Origin of the sequence: Alteromonas halophila, from assembly GCF_014651815.1 — a bacterium.
In the GTDB taxonomy this organism is placed as follows: domain Bacteria; phylum Pseudomonadota; class Gammaproteobacteria; order Enterobacterales; family Alteromonadaceae; genus Alteromonas; species Alteromonas halophila.
On sequence record NZ_BMXP01000004.1, the window covers coordinates 168,293 to 186,194 of the forward strand.

General features: G+C 52.2%; 14 protein-coding genes. 10 read left to right on the forward strand and 4 right to left on the reverse strand.

Annotation, left to right across the window (positions count from 1 at the left end):
* Positions 1 to 3 precede the first annotated feature (3 nt).
* The 6 genes from IE054_RS10405 to IE054_RS10430 all read left to right on the forward strand — a co-directional run bounded on the left by IE054_RS10405 (position 4) and on the right by IE054_RS10430 (position 6,769).
* Positions 4 to 1,170 carry a glutathionylspermidine synthase family protein gene (locus IE054_RS10405; protein WP_189406154.1) on the forward strand — a complete coding sequence of 389 codons (1,167 nt, stop codon included), beginning with the start codon at positions 4 to 6 and terminating at the stop codon, positions 1,168 to 1,170.
* A 20-nt stretch (positions 1,171 to 1,190) separates the two neighbouring features.
* Positions 1,191 to 1,754 carry a rhomboid family intramembrane serine protease gene (locus tag IE054_RS10410; protein WP_189406156.1) on the forward strand — a complete coding sequence of 188 codons (564 nt, stop codon included), beginning with the start codon at positions 1,191 to 1,193 and terminating at the stop codon, positions 1,752 to 1,754.
* Positions 1,755 to 1,783: 29 nt separating this feature from the next.
* Positions 1,784 to 2,482 (forward strand): VC0807 family protein, encoded by a 699-nt coding sequence (locus IE054_RS10415; protein ID WP_189406158.1) that lies wholly within the window; start codon positions 1,784 to 1,786, stop codon positions 2,480 to 2,482.
* A 107-nt stretch (positions 2,483 to 2,589) separates the two neighbouring features.
* Positions 2,590 to 3,264: an ABC transporter ATP-binding protein gene (locus tag IE054_RS10420; protein WP_189406160.1), complete on the forward strand. Its 675-nt coding sequence runs from the start codon at positions 2,590 to 2,592 to the stop codon at positions 3,262 to 3,264.
* A complete protein-coding gene (locus IE054_RS10425; protein WP_189406162.1) occupies positions 3,264 to 5,681 on the forward strand; it encodes an ABC transporter permease in 2,418 nt (805 codons plus the stop codon). The genes IE054_RS10420 and IE054_RS10425 overlap by 1 nt, the downstream gene beginning before the upstream one ends.
* Entirely contained in the window at positions 5,678 to 6,769 is a 1,092-nt protein-coding gene (locus tag IE054_RS10430) for a lipocalin-like domain-containing protein (protein ID WP_189406165.1), read from the forward strand. The genes IE054_RS10425 and IE054_RS10430 overlap by 4 nt, the downstream gene beginning before the upstream one ends.
* A 13-nt stretch (positions 6,770 to 6,782) precedes the next feature.
* On the opposite strand, the gene glsB is transcribed toward IE054_RS10430, so the two are convergent.
* Positions 6,783 to 7,691, reverse strand: a complete 909-nt coding sequence (gene glsB, locus IE054_RS10435; protein WP_189406167.1) for a glutaminase B — start codon at positions 7,689 to 7,691, stop codon at positions 6,783 to 6,785.
* A gap of 70 nt (positions 7,692 to 7,761) precedes the next feature.
* A complete protein-coding gene (locus IE054_RS10440; RefSeq protein ID WP_189406169.1) occupies positions 7,762 to 9,192 on the reverse strand; it encodes an alkaline phosphatase in 1,431 nt (476 codons plus the stop codon).
* Between the two features lie 280 nt (positions 9,193 to 9,472).
* Between IE054_RS10440 and IE054_RS10445 the strand changes: the two genes are divergently transcribed.
* The 4 genes from IE054_RS10445 (at position 9,473) to IE054_RS10460 (ending at position 15,599) form a co-directional block, all read left to right on the forward strand.
* Entirely contained in the window at positions 9,473 to 11,068 is a 1,596-nt protein-coding gene (locus IE054_RS10445; RefSeq protein WP_189406171.1) for an isocitrate lyase, read from the forward strand.
* A 255-nt stretch (positions 11,069 to 11,323) separates the two neighbouring features.
* On the forward strand, positions 11,324 to 12,268 hold the full coding sequence (locus IE054_RS10450; RefSeq protein WP_189406173.1) for a LysR family transcriptional regulator: 945 nt from the start codon (positions 11,324 to 11,326) through the stop codon (positions 12,266 to 12,268).
* Between the two features lie 98 nt (positions 12,269 to 12,366).
* On the forward strand, positions 12,367 to 14,547 hold the full coding sequence (locus IE054_RS10455) for a malate synthase G (protein ID WP_189406175.1): 2,181 nt from the start codon (positions 12,367 to 12,369) through the stop codon (positions 14,545 to 14,547).
* 158 nt (positions 14,548 to 14,705) lie between these two features.
* Entirely contained in the window at positions 14,706 to 15,599 is an 894-nt protein-coding gene (locus tag IE054_RS10460; RefSeq protein WP_229805079.1) for a patatin-like phospholipase family protein, read from the forward strand.
* Positions 15,600 to 15,663: 64 nt separating this feature from the next.
* On the opposite strand, the gene IE054_RS10465 is transcribed toward IE054_RS10460, so the two are convergent.
* Both IE054_RS10465 and IE054_RS10470 read right to left on the reverse strand, forming a co-directional pair.
* Positions 15,664 to 16,680: a hypothetical protein gene (locus tag IE054_RS10465; protein ID WP_189406177.1), complete on the reverse strand. Its 1,017-nt coding sequence runs from the start codon at positions 16,678 to 16,680 to the stop codon at positions 15,664 to 15,666.
* Between the two features lie 225 nt (positions 16,681 to 16,905).
* Complete coding sequence (locus IE054_RS10470) at positions 16,906 to 17,682, reverse strand: S1 family peptidase (RefSeq protein WP_189406179.1); 777 nt, start codon at positions 17,680 to 17,682, stop codon at positions 16,906 to 16,908.
* Between the last annotated feature and the right edge of the window lie 220 nt (positions 17,683 to 17,902).

Here is a 17,902-nt window from a genome sequence, read left to right on the forward strand (position 1 = left end):
ACCATGTTTCGCCTTCCCTGCCAGCCTCGCAACGGCTGGCAGCAATTAGCCACGGAATTTGGCTTTCACTTTCATACCATGTATGGCGAGCCTTACTGGGATGAGTCTGCCTATTACCAGTTTACGCTAAAGCAAATCGAGCAGGATCTGGAAGATCCCACCGCCGAACTGCACCAGATGTGTCTGCATGTGCTGGATAAGGTGGTCAGCAGCGAGGCATTAATGCGCCGTTTCTGTATTCCTGAGCCACACTGGGACCTGATCCGTGACAGTTATCTGGCCCGCGATCTAAGCTTGTATGCACGCCTTGATCTGGTCTATGACGGCAGTGGCCCGGCTAAATTACTGGAAAATAACGCAGATACGCCAACCAGCCTGTATGAAACCGGTTTCTGGCAGTGGCTGTGGCTTCAGCAGCAGGTAGATAACGGCACACTGCCACGCCAGTCTGATCAGTTTAACAGTCTGCAGGAAAAGCTGGTTAACCGGTTTAAAGACATTGCCGCGCATTATCACATCGATCAGATGCACTTTGCCTGCTGTAAGGATACCGATGAAGACCGTGGCACCGTGCAGTACCTGCAGGACTGCGCTGCCACCGCCGGACTGACCACCGACTTTGTCTATATCGAGGATATTGGCCTGTCAGACAATGGCTTGTTTACCGACTTGCGCGATGCGCCGATAACCGACTGCTTTAAGTTATATCCCTGGGAGTTCATGCTGCGTGAGCCCTTTGCAGAGGCGTTGTCTGGTGCACAGGTTCACTGGCTGGAGCCTTCCTATAAGGCCATTTTGTCGAATAAGGCCCTGTTACCGCTGCTATGGCGGGAGTTTAAAGGGCACCCTAACCTGCTCCCCGCCTATTTTGATAATGACACGCCTGATGAACGCGAGGCCTCAGCCTGGATTAAAAAGCCGGTTTTTTCCCGCGAGGGCGCGAATATTTCACTGATTGAGAACGGCAAAGAATCTGTATTGAGCGATGGCCCGTACGGAGAAGAAGGGTTTGTGCTGCAGGGCTACCAGCGACTGCCGCGCTTTGAAGATAACTTTACTCTGATTGGCAGCTGGCTGATTGGTGATGAACCGGCCGGTATATCAATCCGGGAAGACAGCAGTCAGATTACGCAGGACCTGTCCCGTTATTTGCCCCATATTATCGTGTAATACGCCGTAAAGGACAGCTTATGAAAGCCATCGCCACTGTGAAGCAACAACTCTCTTTTCTGGGCATTGTTGCCGGCATCCTGCTGGTACTGGAAGTCATAAACCTGTTTACCGGCAACTACCTGAATCAGTATGGCCTGGTGCCTCGTCACCTGCACGCATTAGGCTTTATGTTTACGGCACCCTGGCTGCACAGCTCCCCCACTCACCTTATCGCCAACCTGTTACCGCTGGTGCTTTTTATGTGGTTAACTATGCAATGGGGTAATAAGGTTTTTGTGAAGGTGTCGCTCACCGTCATGGTACTCAGTGGTATCGGTGTGTGGCTGTTTGCACGCAGCGCGGTGCATATCGGGGCAAGTGGCATGCTGTACGGCTATTTTGGTTTTTTATTGCTGGCCGGGTTTACCTCCGGGCGCGTGCGCTACCTGCTCATTTCCATCGTCGTGATCGCCCTGTATGGCGGCATGCTGGTGGGCGTGCTGCCTACTCAGCGGTTTATTTCGTTTGAATATCATTTGTTTGGCTTTTTAGCCGGGTTGCTGAGCGCCTGGACTTGGGCACGTCGCCGCAATACCGTATAATCCCGGGACAGTTTCACTGAGTAGTAATCATGGCTAACGCGCACCAGCAAAAACAGAATCAAAGCTTTTTCGGCAACCTTGCCTTTAATATTATTATTCCGGTCGTGATCATGAGTTACGCCAGCGATGAGGCGTACCTTGGCCCGGCCTGGAGTATTGTCGCTGCACTGATTTTCCCGATTGGCTACGGACTTTGGGACTTAAAAGACTCAGGCAAGGTCAATATGTTCTCGGTACTTGGGATCATCAGCGTCATTCTGACCGGCGGCATCAGCCTGCTGGAGTTACCTGCCGAATACATCGCTATTAAAGAAGCCGCAATCCCGGCGCTGATTGGCATCGCTGTTCTGATCACCCAGTACACGGAAAAACCGCTGGTTAAAGTGCTGGTGCTAAACGAGCAGCTGATTAACTGGCCGCGCCTGAATCAGGTGCTGGATGAGCAAAACAAGCAGCAGGAATTCAGTAAGAAAGTGGCTTTCAGTTCCTACATCGTAGCCAGTTCGTTTTTTCTTTCTGCCGTGCTTAATTATGTACTGGCTAAGGTGATCCTGGTCAGTGAACCCGGCACTACCGCTTACACCGAAGAGCTGGGTAGAATGACAGCACTGAGTTATCCGGTCATTGTAATTCCGAGCATGATCCTGCTCATGACCGCCCTGTTTTACCTGTTCAGACAGATCAAGCAACTCACCGGCGAAGATCTGGAGTCCTTTATTAATCAGTAGGTCCTATTCGACCCTGACTGATAGAAAAGGCCTAAAGTCTTTCATAATGAAAGGCATGCTCACAACGCGGTGAGCTGCAGACCGGGGTGTTCGTATACAGGATTGATATGCTCAAAATTGCGCACTTATCCAAACACTTTCCCGGCACCGCTGCGCCACAGCTAGATGGGCTGTCACTGACGGTTCCCGCCGGGCAGTCTGTCAGTATTCAGGGCGCTTCAGGCTGCGGAAAGTCGACGCTGCTGTCACTGATTGCCGGGTTTGAATTGCCCGACAGCGGCGACATCACCTTTAATGACACCTCCCTGATTTTTACCCACACCCGCGATGCCGACGCCTTCAGACGGCAGCAACTTGGCGTGGTGTTCCAAAGCTTTAACCTGCTTGACTGCCTGTCTGTGTGGGACAACATTGCCTTTCCGGCCCGTCTCAAAGGTAACCCTGATGACACCTACCAGCGTGACATCATGCACCAGCTTGATATTGCACATTTAGAAACTGCCATGATCGGCTCACTGTCCGGCGGAGAGCAGCAGCGGGTCGCTATTGCCAGAGCGCTGGCACACCGCCCAGCCCTTCTTCTGGCCGATGAGCCGACCGGTAACCTGGATGAGGCAACCAGTGAACGGGTCACGACCGCATTAATTGATACCTGCCGTCACACCGGCACCACGCTGATGCTGGTCACCCACGCCAGTGAAGTTGCCGACTGCACCGACGTCAGCTACCGGCTGCATAATGGCCAGCTTCAGTCTAACCAGTCTGCGGTGCCAGCGTCCTGATGCGACGGGTATGGCTGGCTTTTACCACGCTGTTGTCACTGGCCCGGGCCAGGCCCTGGGAGCCGGTGCTGATTGTATTTTCTATCATGGTAGCCTGTGCGGGCCTGACCGCAGTCAGCCTGATTAATGACAGCGCCAGTCAAAGCAATCAGGCCAGCCTGAACGCGTTAAGCAGCCCGTCTCTTGAAGTAACGGCAAAGCGTGCGTCGCAGCCGCTGACTAAAACAGACTACGCACAGTTACGGCAGGCCGGCTTCGACAAACTCGTCGCTGTGACCCGAAACAGGCTGACTCTGCGTTGCGCCAACGGTGAGAGTATGGCGCTTGACAGCCTTGCCCTTGATGGTACAGGCGCTTTTTTCCATCAACGTATTAACGGGGAATCAGTCTCACCAGACACACTACCTGCACCGGTTGATGCGGTTGCGGCTGCCCCCGCAACCTTGTCCGCGCTGGGCTGTGCCGGCAAACCACTGAACCTTGCCAATGGCAAAAAATTACCGACCCCTACTGCTAACGCACAGCTCCCCTACGGCCTTATTATGATGGATATGCCTGTGTATTATTCACTGTATTCTCTGGATGAATCACCACTGAGTGCACTGATAGCGACAAGGCCGGTGAGCGACGCTGATATCACAACATTGCGCCGCCTGCTGCCACCCCACCTGCAGGCCAGCACAGCGCCACAACTCACGGGTAACGCCCAGATGAGTGAAAGTTTTCGGCTGAATCTGTGGGCCATGGGCGCGCTGATGGCGGTGGTCAGTCTGTTTATCGTGGTTAATGCGCTTAATCTGATGTACCGGTCACGGCTTGCCACACTGGTGCGACTCAGGCAGGCCGGGCTGAGTGCCCGCGCGCTGTCGGCGGCCCTGTTTGGCGAGCTGGCACTGTATACGGGAATTGCCAGTTTAGCCGGGGTTGCGGCCGGGGCATGGCTGACGCTTAGCTTTACGCCGGCCATTGCCAGCACCTTCATCTCCATGTTTTCGGCCAATTACATTGAAGCCCAGCCCGCCATTGCTGTGCTGTTTCTGAAGGCCTGGGGGCTGAGTATGCTGGCGCTGGTCGTTTTCATGCTGCTGCCCGTGATGCGTTTATCACGGCTGCTGACCTTTAACCAGGCACGGGGACCCACCGTATTGCCGCGCTGGCTTGGCCTTATCGCCCTTGCCGTGGCCTTACTTGCACCTGCACTGGCGTTTGACAGGGTAAGTGCGCTTGCCATTGTTGGGCTCAGCCTGCTGTGTGGCTGCGTATGTATACTGGCCTGGCTGCCGCCCCTGCTCGCATGCCTGGCCCGCGCCACACCCCGGCGCCTGCCCGTGCTTCATTTCAGCGCTGCCAGCGCCGTGCAGCTGTCGCAGCGCACCCGCATGGCAGTGTGCGCGTTTTTTATTGCGCTGACGGCCAATATTGCCATGAATATCATGACCGACAGCTTTCGCACTGCCACCTATGACTGGGTCGAACACCGCTTAAGTGCCGATGGCTATGTCTATACATCATCCGGCGCTGAGACGCTGGCAGCGCCTGAGGACCTGCAGTTAACGCCTGTTTACCGCGCGGATGTCACACTAAACGACTTACCGGCCCGCGCCCGCAGTTACCCTGCGACCTTGCGCGCCAGGCAGGGGCTGGTCACCGACACGATTGCGCCGGACGCCTGGGCACTGTTTACACGAGGCGAAGGCACATTTATTAATCAGCAACTGGCATTCCGACGTGGCCTTTCAGTGGGCGACCAGGTGACCATCACTGCCTCGCGCAATTCTGCGTCGGCGTATACTGTGGTTGGGATTTACCCTGATTATGGCAACCCGGACAGCCAGGTCCTGCTGCCACTTGATGCGCTGGCCAGCACTGAAAATGCCAGCGGCGTATTCAGCGTCATTGCAGCACCCGGAGCCCAGACACTGATAGACAACTGGGCTAAGACGCTCGACGAAGAGACTGACTATTATTCGGCCAGTGCACTGCTTACGCTGTCGATGCAGGCGTTTGAGCGCACCTTTACCATTACCCGGGCGTTAAATATTGCCACGTTAAGTGTTGCCGCCCTGTCCTTTTTGCTGGCCATCGTCACAGTGAGCCTTGATATCCGGCCTCAGCTGGCATTGCTGAGAAGTCTGGGGCTTGGTGCACTGCGTATCCACCTGGCACTTTTCACCCAATACTTGCTGTTATGTGTGGGCACGGCATTGTTGTCGGTACCTGCCGGCATTGGGCTGGCCTGGGTATTTATTGAAAAAGTTAACCGCTTTGCCTTTGACTGGGTGTATCCGCTTCAGATCGATGCCGGGGTGTTGCTCACAAGCGTGCTGGTAAGCACTGGTGCAATTCTGTTAATACTCTTGGTGCCGCTGTCAAAAGTGCGCACCCGCATCGACCTTCGTCAGCAGGTTGCCTTATGAAGCGTCTGTGGCTGAGCCTTTTACTCATGGCGCTGACATTAATTGCCTGCAAAGAACAGCAAACGCAGTCTCAGCGCGTGACACCGTTTAGTCAGTTAGCCGCATCAGTGCCTGATGCGGCGCCGGTTGTGCCCGGCAATCCGGTGGTACTGCCTGCCGATCATGCCAGTCACCCCGCATTTCGGCTGGAATGGTGGTACCTTACCGCCACACTCAGCGACATCAGTGATAGACCTTATGGCTTGCAGTTTACGCTGTTTCGCTTTACTCAGCCTGACGCCACAGACAATGCCTGGTCAGACCGTCAGCGCTGGCTGGCTCATGTATCCCTTCACACCCCGGACACCCACTATTTTGAAGAAAAAGTGGCGCGCGGCGGTGTCGGTAATGCCGGCGTCTATACGTCACCCTTTCGCGCTTTTATCGATCACTGGCAGTGGCAGGCCAGTCCGGGTACCCAGGACTATAAGATGTTTCCCTCGACACTGTCCGTGTCAGCCACCGACAAGGTCAGCGTCAGCCTGCAAATGCGCAGCACCGGTCCTGCTGTTCTGCACGGTGACAACGGGTTCAGTCAGAAGTCCGCGGATGGCCGTTTTCGCTCTTATTACTACAGTGTGCCGTTTATTGATATTCGAGGTAGCGTCGAAATCGATAATAAAACCCTGACTGTGCAGGGCGATGGCTGGTTTGATCACGAATGGACCAGTCAGTTAGCCCGCGGAGATGCACTGGGCTGGGACTGGCTCTCCTTATCACTGGACAACGGCCAGAAACTGATGGCCTTTAATATGTACGTTGAGGGCGAGCCCCCCTTCACTACCGGTACCCTGATTAATGCCGATGGCTCAAGCCGCACCTTGTCCGCTGACGAGATTAGCCTGACACCCAGTGGCTACGAGCAGATTAATGGCAAACGTCTGCCAGTGACATGGTCGGTCAGCATTGCCTCAGCCGGCATTGATATCCGGATATCGCCATTTAAGAAAAAGCAGTTTAATCCGGGTGTCGCACAATATTACGAAGGACGGGTAGAGGTTACCGGCAGTCATCGCGGGCGTGGCTTTCTGGAGCTGACCGGGTATTAAGGCCTCGCCACCGTTAATAAACCGACCAGTTAATTCTGCGGGTCAACGACTCAAGTGCGGCAACACCGAGCACGGAATTGCCCATCTCATTTAATGCCGGTGACCACACACACAAAGAAAAACGACCGGGCACGACCGCCACAATTCCGCCGCCCACACCGCTTTTACCCGGCAAACCCACTTTAAACGCAAAACGCCCGGCCTCATCATACAGTCCACTGGTCGCCAGCAGTGCATTCACCTGTCGGGTCTCGTCTTTATTCAGCACATCAGAGGCACTGAAAACACAATGCCCGCGGTTAGCCAGAAAATTCATGCTCCGGGCCAGATCCTTGCACGACATCTCCACCGCGCAATTATAAAAATAATTGTGCAGCACATCCTCAACCTCATTGTCGAAGTTGTGATAGGCCTTCATCAAATACGCCATCGCCGCATTACGCGAACGGTGTTCGTACTCAGAATCGGCCACATCGCTGTTGGAAAAAATACTGTCATTGGCAGACAGGCGTCTGACGAAATCCCGCATGGCCAGATGGGGAGAGGCAAAACGCGATTCGTTCATGTCGCTTACTACCAGCGCGCCGGCATTGATAAACGGGTTGCGGGGAATTCCGCTCTCGTACTCCAGTTGCACCAGCGAGTTAAACGGCAGTCCGGAGGGCTCGCAGCCAACCCGGTCCCACAGTCCCTCACCGTAATGGTTCATGGCCATCACAAGATTAAACAGTTTGGAAATACTCTGAATAGAAAACGGGGTATCAGCTTCGCCGACACTGGTCACCTCCCCGGCGTTGTCGCAAATGGCAATACCAAACTGTGCCGGATCAACACTGGCAAGCGCCGGAATATAGCCCGCGACCTTGCCCTGGCCCAGCATGGGCTTCACATCATTGTAGATCTCGTTTAACAGTGACTGCATAAGCTAACGTATATGAAAGGAAAAAAAGTAAAAATTAAACCGGCCTGCAGCGCAGACCGGTCTGCTGAACTTAATGACAGCGCCAGTCTTCTTTAAAGTCGCAGGCATCATCATCGCCAGACGGTGTTCCTTTGTTGTCTGACACAGGCGTTTGCATACTGCTGCCCTTAAGATGCTCAAAAATAACAGCGGCAATATCCGTATTGTCATGCTGACCGGCCAGCGCCTGGCTGCCGGCACCAAAGGCAAAGACTTCCACATCGACACCTGTATGCCCGCTTGTGGTCCAGCCTGTATTGGTTTTTTCATCAAGGAACTGCTTTAACTGAGCTTCACGTTTATTTACGTCTGGCTCCCCCGCCAGTTCATCGAACCGCGCCACTTCGTCATCACTGAGTGTAAAACCAAGCTGCCCGGCAACATAGGCACCTGGTGCGGCTTCATCACCCATGTTGCTGGCAATAGTGCCAACCGAAGCCTGCATAGCAGACAGAAATTCAGGGCTCCAGCGATAGTCGCCGCGTGCGCCTACTGTCAGACCTCCTGTGCTGTGATCCGCGGTCAGAATAACCAGAGTATCCGGATGCGCTTCAACATATTCACGCAGCATCTCCATGGTTTGCGCCAAATCGTGCATTTCAGCCATAGCAGAGGCAATATCGTTGGAATGACCGGCCCAGTCAATCTGGCTGGCTTCTACCAGTAAAAAGAAGCCATTGTCATTTTCCAGGTGCTTAATAGCATGCTCAGTCATATAGGCCAGACGATTTTTACGCTTGTCATCCAGCACCGGTGGCAATGCCACATCCGCAAACAGACCAATGACATCACTGCCCTGCGGGATCGCCGCAAGCCGGTTGTAACTGTCTGCATAGGCGTAACCGTCATCAATGAACTGCGCCAGCACATCACGATCGTCGCGCTCAAAATAGCGGGTACCGCCGCCCAACATAACGTTTGCGATATGTTGCCCATTCACGCGGTTATCATAAAAGTCGTCGGCAATAGCGTTGTAGTTCTTACGGCTTTCATCGTGCGCGATATAGGATGCCGGGGTTGCGTGCACAATCTGTGAGGTTACAGCCAGACCCGTGCGTTTACCCTGCTGTCTGGCGCGCATCATCACCGACTCCAGCGGTTGCTTTGCCGCATCAACCCCAATGGCACCGTTATAGGTCTTGGTTCCGCTGGCCAGCGCCGTCGCTGCCGCTGCCGAGTCGGTCACGTAGCCGGACTGCTGATGTGGATACGTCGATGCACTCCCAATCAGGATGTCATCGAACACCACGCTTTCTACCGCTTCGGTAGCCGGATCATCCTGATAGTTACGGTAGGCGGTGGTATAAGCCGGTCCCATTCCGTCAGCGACCACCATGATGATATTGCGCGGTGTGTCAGACGTATTGGCGGTTGCGGTACTGACCGGTTTAGCTGTTGACTGCATACAACCAGTCATTGCTGCGCCTGCAAGCAGTGTCAGTGCAAAAAAGGATTTAGACATGTAAGCATCCCTGAGAGTAGAAATGCCATTAGTGTAATGCAGTGAGCAGCTGTGAACAATTTCAATCCGGTCAGCGTCAGGTAGCGTGCGACAGTCCCTTATAGTACGCACGTTTTATTTAGTATTCTTATAACACCCCCTATCCATTCACAATATTAATGACGACAATCCAAAATATATATTTCTGTTATTGGATGGACCAGCCTAGGATGAAATGGAACTCAGGAGAACGCTGATAAGCGGGATCAGATAATAATTTAAGTACATCCGGGAGACGCGCATGTCGAACTATAAGCAAGACATTGATAATTTCGCTTCATTAAAAGCCACCCAAAACGGTACATGGGACAGAATTGATCCCGAGTACGCTGCACGAATGAAGGTGCAGAACCGCTTTAAGACCGGTCTGGATATTGCCCGCTATACTGCCGGCATTATGCGCAAAGACATGGAAGCCTACGATGCAGACCCGTCAAAATATACACAGTCACTGGGCTGCTGGCATGGCTTTGTGGGTCAGCAAAAAATGTTGTCAGTGAAAAAGCATCAGGGCACTACGGCGGGAAGCTACCTGTACCTGTCCGGCTGGATGGTTGCCGCGCTTCGTTCAGAGTTCGGGCCGCTCCCTGATCAGTCGATGCATGAAAAAACGTCGGTATCATCGCTGATTGAAGAATTGTATACCTTCCTGCGTCAGGCTGATGCCCGCGAACTCGGCGATCTGTTTAAAGAGCTGGATGCGGTCAAGGCAAGTGGGGGAGACACCCGTGCAGTAGAGGCGAAGATCGATAATTTCGAAACGCATATCGTACCAATTATTGCGGACATTGATGCCGGTTTTGGTAACGAAGAAGCCACTTACCTGCTGGCCAAAAAAATGATCGAAGCGGGCGCCTGCTGTATTCAGATTGAAAACCAGGTATCCGACGCCAAGCAGTGCGGCCACCAGGACGGCAAAGTTACCGTCCCTCACGAGGACTTTCTGGCGAAAATTAATGCCGTACGTTACGCCTTTCTTGAGCTGGGTGTGGATGATGGGGTTATTGTTGCCCGTACCGACTCACTCGGGGCCGGTCTCACGCAGAAAATTCCGGTGTCAACCAGTAAAGGCGACCTGGCGTCACAGTACAACGCTTTTCTGAAAACCACGCCGGTTAACAGTGTGGCAGATCTTAATGACGGCGAGATGGTGATTAAGCAAAACGGCGAGCTGGTTAAGCCAGAAAGACTGCCTAACGGACTGTTCCGTTTTAAAGAAAACACCGGTGTTGATCGCGTAGTACTGGATTGTGTTACCTCACTGCAAAATGGCGCCGATTTGCTGTGGATTGAAACCGAAAAACCCCATGTGGGTCAGATTGCCGATATGGTCAATGCTATTCGTGAACAGGAGCCGAAAGCCAAGCTGGTGTATAACAACTCGCCTTCGTTTAACTGGACACTGAACTTCCGTCAGCAGGTATTCGACAACTGGCAGGAAACGGGTAAAGACGTCTCGGCGTATGATCGTGCAAGGCTGATGTCAGAAGAATATGACAGCACTGAGCTGGCCGCCGAAGCCGATGCAAAAATTCAGAGCTTCCAGGCTGATGCAGCGCGCGAGGCCGGGATTTTCCATCACCTGATCACACTGCCAACCTATCATACGGCTGCCCTGTCGACAGATAATCTGGCGAAAGGCTACTTCGGTGAAGACGGCATGCTGGCCTATGTCCGGGGGGTTCAGCGCAAAGAAATTCGTGAAGGCCTTGCCTGCGTGAAACACCAGGCCATGGCAGGCTCGGATCTGGGCGATACGCATAAGGAGTATTTCTCCGGCGAAGCGGCCCTCAAGGCCTCCGGTAAGGACAACACCATGAATCAGTTCGACGTATAAACGACGTGTCTGAACAATGCAAGGGCGCCTGTGGCGCCCTTTTTCTTTGCTATTCATCCCGTTTATTGGACCGTGTACCGCTAAGACTGGTCAGCGGTTCTCACGCCTCAATGTTAAAATTATATATCATACTGATAATTATTGATTTTATTCATATCCTGTTGCAAAGGATAAGACTAAAGGCCTATCTGACAGCCACCTTAAAACCTTTTATACTCCTGACGGAAATCAGTATAGAAAAAGGACATTCCTGTTATGAATATCGCCAAGGTAGACCTGAATTTACTGGTCTATTTAGATGTACTGTTGCGAGAAGGAAGCGTAACGCGGGCGGCAAATCAACTGAGTATTACGCAGCCTGCTATGAGCAACGGCCTGAAGCGTTTACGGGATTTGTTTAAAGATCCACTGCTGGTGCGTACCAGCGACGGTATGACGCCAACTAAACGAGCGCTGGAGTTGCAGCCTGTTGTGCGCGACGTGCTCAGTAAACTGGAAAGCTCCATCCAGCCCGAGACTGACTTCGATCCACAAACCAGCGAACGCACCTTCCGCATCATGACCAGCGATTATGCTGAGAGTACTCTGCTACTTGAACTCGTCGGCAAACTTGCCAGTCTGGCGCCAAATATTACTCTGGACCTGATTACGCCAAGTGATGTGACATTCCATGACGTCGAACAGGGTAAAGTGGATATGGCGATCAATCGTTTTGACGAGCTGCCCCTGTCGTTTCATCAAAAAGTAATTTGGTATGACACCTTTAGCTGTGTCATGAACGCCGGGCATCCGCTGGTGGATAATTTTGATTTAGACGGGTACCTCAATGCTCAGCACATCTGGGTCAGCAAAACCGGATTCGGCGTTGGCGTTGGCATCGATCCCAATGAAGTTCAGAAGCTCGGCTGGGTAGATGCGGAGCTGACCAAAATCGGCAAACAACGCGCGATTCGCGTGTTTACCCGGCACTATCATGCTGCGCTACAGATTGCCCGCAAGCAGCACCTGATTGCCACCCTGCCCAGCAAAGCGGCAAAACTGTTTAAAGACGACCCTACTGTAGTGGTCAAACCGCCGCCGTTTGATATTCCACCTATTGCCCTGAAAATGGCGTGGAGTGCGCTGCTACATCATGATGCAGGACACATCTGGCTACGGCGGCTGATCAGTGATGTTGCCAGTGAAATGAGTGCGATGTAAGTCATTCACATTAAGAATGACAAGCATACAAACCATAAATCGGAAAAGCAGGTAAAGTAGGTGTTCAATTAACTTCGCAATTGTTTCAGGGGATAGGTATGTCGCAATACTCGCAATACGGTCGACTACAGGTTGCACGCGAACTTGACACCTTTATTAATGAACAGGCACTGCCGGACTCGGGCGTGTCTGCCGCCGCCTTCTGGCAGGGCGCAGAATCGCTGTTTGCTCAGTTTACCGATAAGAACCAGGCATTGCTGGCACGACGCGAGCAATTACAACAGGCCATCGATGATTACCACCGCCACGGTGGTGAGACCTGCGGTGATACATACCAGGCGTTTCTTCGGGATATTGGCTACCTTACTGACAAGCCTGAAGCTTTCACCATAGACACAGACAATGTTGATCGCGAAATTGCCCACGTTGCGGGGCCGCAACTGGTTGTTCCCATCAACAATGCCAGATATGCCTTAAACGCGGTAAACGCGCGCTGGGGCAGCTTATATGATGCGCTCTATGGTACCGATGTTATTAGTAATGACGACGGTGCTGAACCCGGCGACAGTTACAATCCTGTACGCGGGCAGAAAGTCATTACGCAGGCCCGCGAATATCTCGACACCCTGTTGCCACTGGCCACCTCATCCCATGTGCAGAGCACCGGGTATCATATCGAGTCAGGCAAACTTTCTGTCAGCCTGGCAAACGGCGATATTACCAAGCTGGCTGATGCTGAGCAGTGGCTGGGCTATCGGGGTGATATCAACGCTCCCACAGCGCTGGTGTTTGCGCACAATGGCCTGCACCTGGAATTGCAGATTGATCCTGAAAGTCCGGTGGGGAAAGCCGATCCTGCTGGTATCAAAGATGTTGTGCTGGAGTCGGCTGTGACCACAATCATGGACTGTGAAGACTCTGTCGCCGCCGTCGATGCCGAGGACAAAACGCTGGTATACAGTAACTGGCTTGGCCTGATGAAGGGCTCGCTGAGTGTTGATGTCAGTAAAGGGGGTAAAACCCGTACCCGCCGAATGCAACCCGATCGCCAATACGCCCCGTCCAAACATACGATGAACCAGGATGATGTTACCCTGCCCGGCCGCAGTCTGATGTTCGTGCGCAACGTCGGCCATCTGATGACCAACGACGCCATGTTATTTGACGGCGAGCCGGTCCCCGAGGGGATCATGGATGGTCTCATAACGGCGCTGATCGGCAAGCACGATATACTGGGTAACGGGCAGTTTAAGAACAGCCGTGAAGGCAGTATTTATATTGTAAAACCCAAGATGCACGGCCCTGAAGAAGTTGCATTTACCGATGCGCTGTTTAGCGAAATAGAAAAAATTATCGATGTCCCCGCGAATACCATCAAAATGGGGATTATGGACGAAGAGCGACGCACCAGTGTGAACCTGGAAGCCTGTATCAGCGAGGCGCGCAAGCGGGTCGTTTTTATCAATACCGGCTTTTTGGATCGCACCGGCGATGAAATTCATACCTCTATGCTGGCCGGTCCGTTTGCTGACAAAGCCAGTCTTAAGGACCGCCCCTGGATAAAAGCCTACGAACAGGCCAACGTTGCAACAGGGCTGCGCTGCGGGCTGTCCGGTAGAGCCCAGATTGGTAAAGGCATGTGGCCTATCCCTGATCAGATGGCGAACATGATGGAAGCAAAATCCGGCCATCCCAAAGCGGGGGCGAATACGGCCTGGGTTCCTTCACCCACCGCGGCAACCTTACATGCTTTGCACTACCATAAAATAGACGTGTTTAAGATTCAGTCGTCGCTGGACGAGAACTACGACGGACTTAACGACATTCTGACCATTCCGTTACTTGAGGAACCTGCATCGCTGAACGACAAGGCGATTCAGCGTGAACTGGACAACAATGTGCAGGGTATTCTGGGATACGTTGTGCGTTGGGTGCACCAGGGCATCGGTTGTTCAAAAGTACCGGATATTAACGACGTCGGACTGATGGAAGACCGTGCCACGCTGCGCATCTCATCTCAGCATATTGCCAACTGGCTGGCGCACGATGTGGTCAGCGAGCAACAGGTCAGAGACACCTTAACCCGCATGGCTAAACTGGTTGATGAACAAAACGCCGGAGATCCTGACTATATTCCCATGACACCAGATCTGGATGCCGCCATTGGTTTTCAGGCCGCCTGCGATCTTATCTTTGAAGGTAAAGCGCAGCCCAGTGGCTATACCGAACCCTTGTTACACCAGCGTCGCCGGGAAATGAAGAAAAAACTCGCGGGTTAGCGTCGCCTATAAGAAGATAACTGACACAAAGCCCGCTTTCTGACAGCGGGCTTTGTTTTGCCTCGCGCTGCAACTTACTGATATTCCGCCAATCTGACTGGTAAACCTGCAACCTCCCCGCTACGCTTTAAAGACGAAGTAACAAAGGACTGGTCAGGGTGGAAACGCGTCCCATACCAAAACAAATCGTACCTATTTTTTCCGGTGGCGGTACCCGCTTACCTGCCCATATTGGCATTATCAAAGCGCTGGAAGAAATGGATATCCACTTTTCCAGCCTGGTCGGTGTATCCGGCGGCTCGATTATCGCCTCATTGTATGCCAAAGGCATGAATGTCGATGCACTGCAAAAGCTGGCGCTGGACACTGACTTCCGGCAATTTACTGAATTCTCATTGTGGCGGTTGTTACGCGAAGGCGGTTTGTCATCCGGGGACAGCTTTGAGCAATGGATGGACGACTTGCTTGAAGGTGTGACATTCGAAAAGCTGCCGGCGGCGCTGAGTGTGCTGGCCACCGATGTAAATGGCGGTGGCCCGGTATTGTTCAGCCGCGAGCACACACCGACGCTAAAGGTATCGCGGGCGGTCCGCTACTCCATGTCCATTCCGTTGGTATTTTCATTCAAAGAGTTTAACGACCAGTTACTGGTAGACGGAGCGATTTTATCTGAAGATGCGTTATTCGAGGACTGGCAGCACGATGGCACGCCATCTGTCTGTTTTCGCTTAAAAAGTAATCCCAGAAAACAGCCACTGATAAAGAAGCGCGGCTTTTTGCTGCCTCAGTATGTCAGCATGCTCATCCGTACGTTTATGACCGCCCTTTCCCGTGAATATGTACATGCCCAGTACTGGCACAACACACTGGTGGTCAACACCGGGGAAATATCGGCGGTCGATTTTGGCATGAGCGCCGCAACCAAAGAGCGGTTGTTACAAATTGGCTATGATACCACCCGCCTGTATCTGCCGGAAAAGCTGCGCAATGTAATGCAACTTAAACGGCCAGTCGATGATCGTGAGTCACCGGCTATGTCGTCTCACGCCTGAAATAAAAAAGTCGCGGCGTGTATGCCCCGCGACTTTATATCTACATGACTTTCTAGGGTACGTGCTACTTCCGCAGTATGGCCCGGAACACGAGGCCAGCAATCCCCAGTATCGCCAGCCATAGCGAAGCGGGTGCTGGTACCGCAAAGGTGCCAGGCACAGGGTCGCGGGCATACACTTCCCAGTGCGACAATCCCTGCCCGCCCATATCGGCAGTACTCCAGTTGCCGGTAAAGGTATATGGCGTCGAGTAGTTAAAGCCTGACAACAGGCCGTCATTAGCAGCATCAACACCGCCAGGTACGGGTGTTGGCGTGCCAAATATGTCGTTAAAGTTAAAGTCATATATACCGACATTGTTCGCTGACTTAAGTACGATCGCCAGATGATCGAATACTGCTGGACGACCTAGTATGCCTTCAGCCAAGGTAATAGCACTCTGTTTCACAGTCAGTGTCCATGAACCCGACGAGCCAGCCCCCGTAAAAGCAATCTCGAGGATGTCTGATAGTGAGCTTCCTTTTACTTTAGTATCATCCTGATCCCCGTTAAAATCAGGATCGGCACCTAACTTAATCCAGCCTGGATCATCTATGACGCCATCGTTCGCATCGAACGATGAAGGGTATTCATATTTTTTCCCGTTTTTACTCAATTGGTAATTGGTACCTAGCGCTTCAAGATCAGACTCTCCAATGAAGTCAGCGTAGCCATAACCATTAATAAGATTGTTACCAGGCTGAGCAGCCAGAGCGGCCAGCGTGACTGAATCCATATTCATAAAGCCATCATTTCTCAGACCAAAGTTACCATTGGCTTCATCTGGTTTAGGGTGCGTATTACCGGTATAAAAAAAGTTGTTATTTTGCCAGTCATTTCCACATGTTGTGGAGGTGAAACTATCGCTAAGCGGCGCACCAAACGCCCCCGTTGTCTGAATATCCGTTAACGTTACCGCACTGCTACTTTTGCACCGGTCGTCATCGGCGCTGCTACTTTTGAATGTAACAAGACCTGCAGTGGCACCTTGACTGATTAACATCAACCCTGTCGTTACCGCACAGCATAATAACCGTTTCATATATGATTCCTTAGTGCTGCAAGTTTCGCATAACGTCAACAAAGCGAATGCCTGCTTATTATTGGTTCAACTTTGACTTATGCAAAATTCAATCCAGAGAGCTTTTAGTTGTAAATTTCAACACGTTAATTTGCTCTATGATTCATACTTCTCGCAATCTGTAAAAAAAACTGACAGCGGGCATGCGCGGCTTACATATCATAAATGACACCGGTAAGCCTTCCTCTATCGTTCAAGCAACGCTTTTAAGTACTTCACCGGCACGCCATAACTTATTCCTGTCGGTGACGACAACGCGCTTTCTTTGGTATCCCTGACCAGTACCTTACTGATAATCGCGATCACTTCGCCAGTTTCCGGATCATAAACAGGACTACCCGAATTGCCCGGATAAGCGGTCGCATCAAGCTGATAGATCATGTCTGGCTTTTCCAGCCGATCCAGCATTTTTAACGAGAGTTGCGATGAATTGGCGGTGGGTATCGCATCTGGGGTGATGGCGGCGAGCAATCCGCGGTGCGTGGCGGGGTACAACCCAAGGACTGCACCAATCGGAAAGCCGGTAAATGCCACTTCACTGCCGGGCTGCCGGAACTCGGTATCGGCCAGTTGCATAGCAGGCAGTGCCTGTTCAATTTTTAGCACAGCCAGATCATGCTTCGGATCGATGTTGCCAACTTCTGCCTTAAATTTCTGAACCCGTTGCCCTGTTCCGCTAAGCGCTACATAGTGCTGCACAATGGTTGGATCCAGGGATTTCTCCACCACATGATAGTTGGTAATGATGGTCTTTCCGTCACCCACCACAAATCCGGTACCACGAATATCAGGCTGCGGGCTGTCGAGCGGAGAATAGAGTGCAATGGCGACGACGGAGGGCGTGACTTGCTTAACGGTCTCAGTCAGAGCTGCAGCTATGCCATCCTTCGCTGGTAAAGCGATCAGACACAGTAAAATAAGATGATTCAGCCATCCCCTTAATCCAACGCTATTTGTTTTCATATCTCAATTATCCTCATTAAACCGTGTCGGGCTGCATGTATGATGACGTATAAGTCCCTAAATCAATAATATAGGGGAATATTGCAGAGGTTAACACCCTATAGAAGATGGTTGCTAAACACACTAAAAAATTGGAAGGACTGCGCGGCCAGCAGATCCACAACTGTGGCATGGATTAACCTTTCGGTTATTATCATTAAAATATTAAAGCGGACTTTTT

What these genes read in the sequence shown, in the direction of transcription:
- IE054_RS10405 (WP_189406154.1), top strand. Translation starts at nt 4, where the DNA reads ATGTTTCGCCTTCCCTGCCAGCCTCGCAACGGCTGGCAGCAATTAGCC.
- IE054_RS10410 (WP_189406156.1), top strand. Translation starts at nt 1,191, where the DNA reads ATGAAAGCCATCGCCACTGTGAAGCAACAACTCTCTTTTCTGGGCATT.
- IE054_RS10415 (WP_189406158.1), top strand. Translation starts at nt 1,784, where the DNA reads ATGGCTAACGCGCACCAGCAAAAACAGAATCAAAGCTTTTTCGGCAAC.
- IE054_RS10420 (WP_189406160.1), top strand. Translation starts at nt 2,590, where the DNA reads ATGCTCAAAATTGCGCACTTATCCAAACACTTTCCCGGCACCGCTGCG.
- IE054_RS10425 (WP_189406162.1), top strand. Translation starts at nt 3,264, where the DNA reads ATGCGACGGGTATGGCTGGCTTTTACCACGCTGTTGTCACTGGCCCGG.
- IE054_RS10430 (WP_189406165.1), top strand. Translation starts at nt 5,678, where the DNA reads ATGAAGCGTCTGTGGCTGAGCCTTTTACTCATGGCGCTGACATTAATT.
- glsB (WP_189406167.1), bottom strand. Translation starts at nt 7,691, where the DNA reads ATGCAGTCACTGTTAAACGAGATCTACAATGATGTGAAGCCCATGCTG.
- IE054_RS10440 (WP_189406169.1), bottom strand. Translation starts at nt 9,192, where the DNA reads ATGTCTAAATCCTTTTTTGCACTGACACTGCTTGCAGGCGCAGCAATG.
- IE054_RS10445 (WP_189406171.1), top strand. Translation starts at nt 9,473, where the DNA reads ATGTCGAACTATAAGCAAGACATTGATAATTTCGCTTCATTAAAAGCC.
- IE054_RS10450 (WP_189406173.1), top strand. Translation starts at nt 11,324, where the DNA reads ATGAATATCGCCAAGGTAGACCTGAATTTACTGGTCTATTTAGATGTA.
- IE054_RS10455 (WP_189406175.1), top strand. Translation starts at nt 12,367, where the DNA reads ATGTCGCAATACTCGCAATACGGTCGACTACAGGTTGCACGCGAACTT.
- IE054_RS10465 (WP_189406177.1), bottom strand. Translation starts at nt 16,680, where the DNA reads ATGAAACGGTTATTATGCTGTGCGGTAACGACAGGGTTGATGTTAATC.
- IE054_RS10470 (WP_189406179.1), bottom strand. Translation starts at nt 17,682, where the DNA reads ATGAAAACAAATAGCGTTGGATTAAGGGGATGGCTGAATCATCTTATT.